This window comes from Streptomyces sp. NPDC050263, assembly GCF_040655955.1.
Taxonomy (GTDB): domain Bacteria; phylum Actinomycetota; class Actinomycetes; order Streptomycetales; family Streptomycetaceae; genus Streptomyces.
Genome location: NZ_JBFAKW010000230.1, coordinates 1 through 6,164, shown reverse-complemented (window position 1 = coordinate 6,164; position 6,164 = coordinate 1). Strand labels below are relative to the sequence as shown.

Annotated in this window: 5 protein-coding genes; all 5 read left to right on the top strand. The window is 72.1% G+C overall.

What is annotated here, in order from left to right:
• Positions 1 to 90: 90 nt before the first annotated feature.
• From AB0J04_RS45065 to AB0J04_RS45045, 5 genes are read left to right on the top strand one after another with little or no spacing between them, the layout of a single operon-like run.
• On the top strand, positions 91 to 1,332 hold the full coding sequence (locus tag AB0J04_RS45065) for a proton-conducting transporter membrane subunit (protein WP_363174533.1): 1,242 nt from the start codon (positions 91 to 93) through the stop codon (positions 1,330 to 1,332).
• Between the two features lie 10 nt (positions 1,333 to 1,342).
• Positions 1,343 to 2,299 carry an NADH-quinone oxidoreductase subunit H gene (locus AB0J04_RS45060; RefSeq protein ID WP_363174532.1) on the top strand — a complete coding sequence of 319 codons (957 nt, stop codon included), beginning with the start codon at positions 1,343 to 1,345 and terminating at the stop codon, positions 2,297 to 2,299.
• A complete protein-coding gene (locus AB0J04_RS45055; protein ID WP_363174531.1) occupies positions 2,296 to 2,988 on the top strand; it encodes a hypothetical protein in 693 nt (230 codons plus the stop codon). The genes AB0J04_RS45060 and AB0J04_RS45055 overlap by 4 nt, the downstream gene beginning before the upstream one ends.
• Positions 2,988 to 4,568, top strand: a complete 1,581-nt coding sequence (locus AB0J04_RS45050) for a proton-conducting transporter membrane subunit (RefSeq protein ID WP_363174530.1) — start codon at positions 2,988 to 2,990, stop codon at positions 4,566 to 4,568. The genes AB0J04_RS45055 and AB0J04_RS45050 overlap by 1 nt, the downstream gene beginning before the upstream one ends.
• 5 nt (positions 4,569 to 4,573) lie before the next feature.
• Positions 4,574 to 6,055 carry an NADH-quinone oxidoreductase subunit C gene (locus AB0J04_RS45045; protein WP_363174529.1) on the top strand — a complete coding sequence of 494 codons (1,482 nt, stop codon included), beginning with the start codon at positions 4,574 to 4,576 and terminating at the stop codon, positions 6,053 to 6,055.
• Positions 6,056 to 6,164: the final 109 nt, after the last annotated feature.

The window sequence follows — 6,164 nt, the reverse complement described above, 5'->3', positions numbered from 1 at the left end:
GACCGAACCAGCTACAAAGCCACCATCAGCATCGACATCCTGACCACCCGCACCCCTTGACACTCGACAGCGAGCGCTAACTACACGGCATTGGGGCTAGACCTGTTGGGTGGCGGGCCGGCGTGGTGGTGGCTGGGGCTGATGGCGGTGGGCGGCGCGAGTGCGGTGTACGGGATCCTGCAGGCGGCGATGGCCTCGGACCTGAAGCGGCTGCTGGCCTACTCGACGAGCGAGAACATGGGGTTGGTCCTGATCGGCGTGGGAGCGTCCGGACTGTTCGCCGCCTACGGCGACAAGCCGCTCGCGGCGCTGGCCCTGGCGGCAGCCCTGCTGCACGTGGTCAACCACGCCGCCTTCAAGGCCCTGTTGTTCTGCGCGGCCGGTTCGGTGCTGCGTGCCACCGGGGTGCGCGACCTCGACCAGTTGGGCGGGTTGCGGGCGCGGATGCCTGCCACGGCCGGGCTGTTCGCGCTGGCCGCGCTCGGCGCCGTGGCGCTGCCGCCGGGCAACGGCTTCATCAGCGAGTGGCTGCTCCTGCAGTTGCTGATCCACGGCTTGCAGGTGCCCGGCGTCGCCGTGGCCGTCGTTCTGCCGTTGTCGGTGGCGTTGATCGCGCTGTCGGCCGGGATCGCGGCGGCGGTGTTCGTCAAGGCGCTCGGCGTGGGTTTCTTCGCCCGGCCGCGCAGCCGGCCGGCTGGCGAGGCGAAAGAGGCGCCGCCCCTGATGCTGGCCGGGATGGGACTGCTCGCGGTCGCGTGCGGGGCGTTGGCGCTGGTGCCGGGGCTGCTGGGAGACGGATTGGACCGGGCGGTGGGTGCGACGGGGCTGCCGGGAAGCGCAGCCGTGTCGGGCGGCGGCCTGCGCGTGCGGCTCATCGAGGTCTCCGCGACGTTGTCGCCACTGTGGGTGGTGTCCGCCCTGACCGCCGCGCTCATCCTGGCCGTGGGGCTGCCCCGGCTGTACCAGCGCAGGCGGCGCCGGGTGAACGTCCGGCTGTGGGACTGCGGCGGCGGGGCGCCGAGCCCGCGCATGGCCTATACGGCGACCTCGTTCGCGGAGCCGTTGCAGCGGGTCTTCGACGACGTCCTCGCACCTGAGCAGGACGTGAACGTCACGCCGGTGCGCGAGTCGGTGTATCTCGTGGAGCGGGTGCGCTTCCAGCACCGGGTGCCCGACCGGATCGAACATCGGCTGTACGAGCCTGTGCTGCGGGCTCTAGCCGGCACCGGGCAGGCGGCCCGGCGGCTGGCGGGCGGAAGCGTGCACCTGTATCTCGGCTACGGCTTCGTCGGACTGGTCGTCGTGCTGGTGATGTTGGCGGTGGGCTGGTGAGAGCGGACCAATGAGCGCTGTCGGATACGCGGCCGTGGCCGGCCAGATCGTCGTGGTCGGCGCCGGAGCGCCGTTGCTGACCGGATGGATGCGTCAGGTGCGCGCCCGACTCGAGGGCCGGGCCGGGGCCGGGGTGCTGCAGCCCTGGCGCGACGCCCGCAAGCTGCTGCGCAAGGAGCCGATCACCCCCGTGGGCACAGGGCCCGCCTTCCGTGCCGCGCCTGCCTTGCTGGTCGCCACCACCATGGTCGCCGCCGCACTCGTCCCGCTGCTGTCCACCGACACCCCCGTCAGCGCCCACGCCGACCTCATCCTGGTCGTGGCGCTCATCGCGCTGGGCACCCTGGCCCTCGCCCTGGCCGGGCTGGACACCGGCACCGCGTTCGGCGGGATGGGCGCCTCCCGGGAGATGACGGTGGCCGCGCTGGTGGAACCGACCATCCTGCTGGCGGTGTTCGCCCTGTCGATACCGGCCGGAACCACCAACATCCCCGCCATCGTCACTGGTGCCGTCGACGAGCCCGCCCGTCTCGCCTCCCCGGCCGGGCTGCTGGCCACCGCCGCGCTCGCCGTCGCCGTCCTCGCGGAGACTGGGCGGATCCCCGTGGACAATCCCTCCACCCACCTCGAACTGACGATGATCCATGAGGCGATGGTCCTGGAGTACGCCGGCCCCGACCTGGCACTGGTCGAGTTCGGCACCCAGATGCGCCTCACTCTGCTCCTGGGCCTGTTGTCCTCGCTGTTCATGCCCTGGGGCATCGCCACCAGCGCCTCCTGGTCTGCCCTGGCGATCGCGCTGGTGCTGTTCGCGGTGAAGGCCGCTGCCCTGGGCGCGGTGCTGGCGGCGGCCGAGGTCTTCTGGGCCAAGGTACGGCTGTTCCGGGTGCCGGAGCTGCTCGCCGGGTCCTTCCTGCTGGCGCTGCTCGCGGTGGCCGCCTCCTACTTCCTGACCGGAGCCTCATGAGCAGCGGCCTGTACACCCAGCTCCTGGACCTGGCCTGCGGCGCCTTCCTGCTCGCGGCAGTGATCGTGCTGTGGCGACGCGAACTCGCCGCGATCGTCCGGGTCTTCGCCGCACAGGGCATCGCCCTCGCAGCCATCGCCGTCCTGCTCGGCGCACACGAAGAGCGCTGGGACCTGATCGCCGTCGGCGTCGGCGTCGGGGTGCTGAGAGCGGGCGTCCTGCCTCTCCTCATGCGGCGCGCCCTGGCAGCCCTCACCCAGGACCGGCAGCGCTACGACACCGGCGGCGCGGAGACGCGCGAGACGCAGCCCCTGGTCAACGTCGCCGCCTCGCTGCTGACCGCCGCCTTGCTGACCCTGCTGGCCTACGCCGTCGCCCGGCCCCTGACCGCGCTGAACCCGACCCCCGCCACCCGCGCCCTGCCCGTCGGCCTCGCCGTCGTCCTGATCGGCTTCTTCGTCCTGGTGACCCGGCGCAGGGCCCTCGCCCAGGTCGTGGGCTTCCTTCTCCTCGACAACGGCATCACCGCCACCGCCTTCCTGGCCGCCTCCGGAGTACCGCTCATCGTCGAACTCGGCGTCTCCTTCGACGTCCTCCTCGCGGTCCTCGTCCTGCAGATCCTCACCACCCGGATGCGGGAGGCGTTCGGCACCACCGACATCGACGACCTGCGGGAGCTGCACGACTGATGACCCTCACCGCGTCCGCGCTCCTCCTCACCGCACCCGCAGCCTTCCCGCTCGCCGTCGCAGGCGTGTACGCGCTGGCCGGCCTGCGTGTCCGGCGGCCCGCCGTAGTCGCGACCGTGCCTCGACAGGTGCCCAGGGAAAGAGCGGTCCTGGTCGTGGAGGCCCCCGAGACGCAGGCGGCTCCGCAGCGGTATCCGTCCGCCTGGGGCGCCCTCGCCTCTCCGGTCGCGATCCTTGTCTGCGGGAGTCTGCTGGCAGCGGCTGTTGTCGAGGACGGTCCGCGGTCGGCGTATTCCGGTCTTCTGCGCGCTGACGCGCTGACCGCGTGGATGCTGCTGGTCGTCGGCGCCGTCGCGCTGATCGCCTGCGCCTCTGCCCCCGCATACCTGGCGGGCGAGCGGGCCGCCGGACGGGCATCGGCGCGGGCGGTGCGGCGCTACCACGTCCTCGTTCAGGCGTTCCTGGCAGCCATGTGCCTGGCCGTGGTGACGGCGAACCTCGGCGTGCTGTGGGTCGCCGTCGAGGCCACCACCATCGTCACCGCCTTCCTCGTCGGCCACCGTCGCACCCGCACCTCGGTCGAGGCCGCTTGGAAGTACGTCGTGATCTGCTCGGCCGGCATCGCACTCGCCTTCCTCGGCACCGTCCTTGTCTACTACGCCGCCCGGCAGGCCGGCATCGCCGAGGCGTGGGCGCTGGACTGGCCCACCCTCGTCGCCCGCGCCGACCGCCTCGACCCGGCCGTCACCCGGCTCGGCATCACCCTGATCGTCCTCGGCTTCGGCGCCAAGGCGGGCCTGATCCCGCTGCACGCCTGGCTGCCCGACGCCCACAGCCAGGCCCCCGCCCCGGTCTCCGCCCTCATGTCCGGCGTGCTGCTGTCCGTCGCCTTCGCCGCGATCCTGCGCTACCGGGTCATCGCCGACGCCGCCCTCGGCCCCGACTTCACCCGCGCCCTGCTCACCGGGATCGCCCTGCTCACCCTCGCCCTCGCGGCCGGACTGCTGCTCGCCCAGCGCGACTACAAGCGCATGCTGGCCTACTCCAGCATGGAACACATGAGCCTGATCGCCCTGGCCGCCGGGATCGGCAGCCTGCTCGCCCTGTCCGCCGCCCTGCTGCACATCGCCGGCCACGGACTCGCCAAATCTGTCGCCTTCTGCGCCTCCGGCCGCGTCCTGCAACTGACCGGCACCACCCGCATCGGCCGCGTCCGCGGCCTGCTCGCCACCACACCGTCCACGGCCGGGGCGTTCGGGCTCGCGATCGCCGCGCTGATGGCCTTCCCGCCCTTCAGCCTCTTCGCCTCCGAACTCGGCATCGCCCGCGCCGGATTCGCCGCGGGAGGAGGCCTGGCCTGGGCCACCGCAGCGGCCCTCCTGCTCGTCCTCATCGCCTTCGCCGCGCTCGCCGCCCGCACCGCCCGCATGCTCCTGGGACCGGGAACGCCGGTTGAAGAGGGCCCGGCATCGACCTGGCCCCTGGCGCTGGGCCTGACGGCCTGCGCCGCACTGGGCATCGCCACCGGTCCGCTCACCGATCTGCTGCACACCGCCGCCCAGGCGATCGGAGGCCACTGACAGCGATGCGCACGACGTACCAGATCAGCCCCGCCGCACTGCCCCAGCACGCTGAGGACCTCCTCGCCAAGGGCTACCGACTCGCCCTGGTCGCCGCGCACATCGACGACACCGGGCCGCGCGTGGTGTACCTGTTCACCTCCGGCCCGCCCGACACCCGCACCGAACTCCACGTCCGTCTCCACCCCGACCACCCCGAGGTACCGTCCCTCGCCCACCTCTCCTTCCCCGCAGGCCGCTTCGAACGCGAGATGCACGATCTCTTCGGCATCGTCCCCCTCGACCACCCCCTGCCCCGCCGCCTCGTACGCCACTTCCACTGGCCGCGCGGCTGGTACCCCATGCGCCCCGACGCCGGCCCCCCACCCGCCTTCGGCGAACAGGAAGGCCCCTACCCCTTCCTGGCAGTCGAGGGCGACGGCGTCTACGAGATCCCTGTCGGCCCGGTCCACGCCGGCCTCATCGAGCCCGGCCACTTCCGCTTCTCCGTCGTCGGCGAGACCATCCTCAAACTCAAGGCCCGCCTCTGGTTCGTCCACAAGGGCATCGAGAACCTCTTCCAGGGCCGCACCGTCGCCGCGGGCCTCCCGCTCGCCGAACGCATCAGCGGCGACACCGCCGTCGGCCACGCCCTCGCCTACTGCCTCGCCGTCGAGGAAGCCACCGACACCCAGGTCCCGGCCCAGGCCCAACACGCCCGCGCCCTCCTCCTGGAACTGGAACGCCTCCACAACCACGTCGCCGACCTCGGCATGCTCTGCAACGACGTCGGCCACGGCATTCTCAACACCCACGCCCAGCGCATCCGCGAACAACTCCTGCGCCTCAACCACGAGACCACCGGCCACCGACTGCTGCGCGGCGGAGTCGTCCCCGGCGGAGCAACCCTGCGCGCACTGCCCGACCCGGCCCGGCTCAAGAACATCGGCGCGGACATCCGCGAGATCACCGACCTCGCCCTGGGCCACTCCACCGTCCGCGACCGCTTCACCGGCACCGCCATCCTGCACCCGGCCGCCGCCCGCGAGATCGGCTGCCTCGGCTACGTCGCCCGCGCCAGCGGCCTGCCCCTGGACGCCCGCATCGCCCACCCCTTCACGCCCTACCCCGACGCCCTCGACGTGCCCGTCCACGACAGCGGCGACGTCCTGGCCCGCTTCCTCATCCGCGCCGAAGAGATCGACACCTCCCTCGCCCTGATCGAGGACTTCGCCGTCGGCCTGGACGCCCCCCGGGCGGTCCTGGCGCCCTCGCCCGCACCCGACGCCGGTCCGCGCACCGGAGTCGGCCTCGTCGAGGGCTGGCGCGGCACCATCGCCACCCGCGTCGAACTCAACTCCGACGGCACGCTCACCCGGGTCAAACCGGTCGACCCCTCCTTCTTCAACTGGCCCGCCCTGCCGGTCGCCCTCGCGGACACGATCGTCCCGGACTTCCCCCTGACCAACAAAAGCTTCAACCTCTCCTACGCCGGCAACGACCTGTGAACACCTCGAAGATCGGGTCTGTCAAACGAGCGGTGTAACCAGGGTGTTGGGGCTACTGACGGGCTGCTGAGAGTCGGCCGTCGAAGGTGATGTCGAAGGCGTTCAGGGC

Excerpts from the sequence above, each read along its gene's own strand:
- AB0J04_RS45060 (WP_363174532.1), top strand. The coding sequence starts at position 1,343 with ATGAGCGCTGTCGGATACGCGGCCGTGGCCGGCCAGATCGTCGTGGTC.
- AB0J04_RS45055 (WP_363174531.1), top strand. The coding sequence starts at position 2,296 with ATGAGCAGCGGCCTGTACACCCAGCTCCTGGACCTGGCCTGCGGCGCC.
- AB0J04_RS45050 (WP_363174530.1), top strand. The coding sequence starts at position 2,988 with ATGACCCTCACCGCGTCCGCGCTCCTCCTCACCGCACCCGCAGCCTTC.
- AB0J04_RS45045 (WP_363174529.1), top strand. The coding sequence starts at position 4,574 with ATGCGCACGACGTACCAGATCAGCCCCGCCGCACTGCCCCAGCACGCT.